Source organism: uncultured Fibrobacter sp. (assembly GCF_937877005.1).
GTDB lineage: Bacteria > Fibrobacterota > Fibrobacteria > Fibrobacterales > Fibrobacteraceae > Fibrobacter.
On sequence record NZ_CALEFV010000311.1, the window covers coordinates 1 to 1,707 of the forward strand.

A 1,707-nucleotide genomic window follows, 5' to 3' on the forward strand; every position below is an offset into this window, starting at 1 on the left:
TTTCCGAGCCAAGCTTTCGGAGCAGGAGATTTATCACAAGGGAACCCGTGTTGTCATTACGGCGACGATCGGCCTTTGCACGGGTGAAAGTATTGCTGACTACGAGGAATACATCCGCCAGGCGGACGAAAAGCTGTACTGGGGTAAACAACACGGCAAGAACCAGATCGTTAAATAGCTATATTATGCTCATATAATTGGAGCTTAATATGCGCTGTCTAGTTACTGGTGGGGCTGGGTTTTTGGGAAGTCACTTGTGTGAACGTCTTTTGAACGACGGACACGAGGTTATTTGCCTTGACAACTACTTTACGGGTCGTTTGATGAATGTCGACCACCTGCGCGACAATCATCGCTTCGAACTGATCCGCCACGATGTGACAGAACCGATTCTGTTGGAAGTGGACCGCATCTTTAACTTGGCATGCCCCGCAAGCCCCATCCATTACCAGTTTAATCCGGTAAAGACCATCAAGACGAGCGTGATGGGTGCCATCAACATGCTTGGCATGGCCAAGCGCGTAAAAGCACGCATCTTGCAGGCAAGCACCAGCGAAGTCTATGGCGATCCGGCCGTGCATCCGCAGACCGAAGACTATTGGGGAAACGTAAACCCCATCGGCATCCGTAGCTGCTACGACGAAGGCAAACGCGTCGCCGAAACCCTGTTCATGGATTACCACCGCCAGAACAATGTGGATATCCGCATCGTGCGAATTTTTAACACCTACGGCCCGCGCATGCTCATGAACGATGGCCGCGTCGTCAGTAACTTTATTGTGCAGGCGCTCAAGGGCGAAGACATCACCATTTACGGTGACGGTAGCCAGACCCGTAGCTTCTGCTATGTAGACGACTTGATCGAAGGCTTTATCCGCATGATGAACCAGGACAAGATTATTGGACCGGTCAACATCGGAAACCCCGGCGAATTTACGATGCTTGAACTTGCTAAAGAAGTTCTTGAACTCACGAGTTCCAAAAGCAAGATCGTGTACAAGCCGCTTCCGGGTGATGACCCCAAGATGCGCCGTCCGAACATTGACCTTGCAAAATCCGCTCTCGGCTGGGAACCGACGATTCCCTTGCGCCAGGGCCTCGAAAAGACGATTGTGTATTTTGACAAACTTTTAAAAGATTCTAATCCTTAACCCTTCAATCCTATGGCCACGAAAAAAATTTCTCTCACGGGCATCAAGCCCACCGGCACTCCTCACCTAGGTAACTACTTGGGCGCAATTCGCCCGGCTCTTGAACTTTCGAAGACCTACGATACGGTATACTTCATTGCCGATTACCATGCTTTGACTACGGTACAGAACGGTGCCGAAATGCGTGCGAACATCTACAAGATTGCGGCAACCTGGCTTGCACTCGGCTTGAACCCCGAAGAGGGCCTGTTCTACAAGCAGAGCGACATTCCTGAAATTTTTGAACTTAGCTGGGCACTCAGCTGCTTTACGCCGAAGGGCTTCATGAACCGCGCCCACGCCTACAAGGACAAGGTGGCGAAGAACGAAGCCGCCGGCGAAGATCCGGATGCCAACGTGAACATGGGTCTTTACTGCTACCCGTGCTTGATGGATGCCGACATTTTGATGTTCAGCGCAGACATCGTGCCGGTCGGCAAGGACCAGAAACAGCACGTGGAATTTGCCCGCGATATCGCCATCAAGTTCAACAAGCATTTTGGGCAGGACGTATTCA

3 protein-coding genes are annotated in these 1,707 nt (G+C 51.3%); all 3 read left to right on the plus strand.

All coding sequences use genetic code 11. The annotated features are described in order from the left end of the window. Nucleotides 1-28 precede the first annotated feature (28 nt). On the plus strand, nucleotides 29-178 hold the full coding sequence (locus Q0628_RS15805) for a hypothetical protein (RefSeq protein WP_366979164.1): 150 nt from the start codon (nucleotides 29-31) through the stop codon (nucleotides 176-178). A gap of 31 nt (nucleotides 179-209) precedes the next feature. After that, entirely contained in the window at nucleotides 210-1,151 is a 942-nt protein-coding gene (locus Q0628_RS13775; protein WP_298771928.1) for a UDP-glucuronic acid decarboxylase family protein, read from the plus strand. A gap of 12 nt (nucleotides 1,152-1,163) precedes the next feature. Beyond that, nucleotides 1,164-1,707 (plus strand): tryptophan--tRNA ligase (gene trpS, locus Q0628_RS13780; protein WP_298771930.1); only part of this gene is annotated, 544 nt, incomplete at its 3' end.

Coding starts and splice junctions, on each gene's coding strand:
- Q0628_RS13775 (WP_298771928.1), top strand. CDS start 210: ATGCGCTGTCTAGTTACTGGTGGGGCTGGGTTTTTGGGAAGTCACTTG.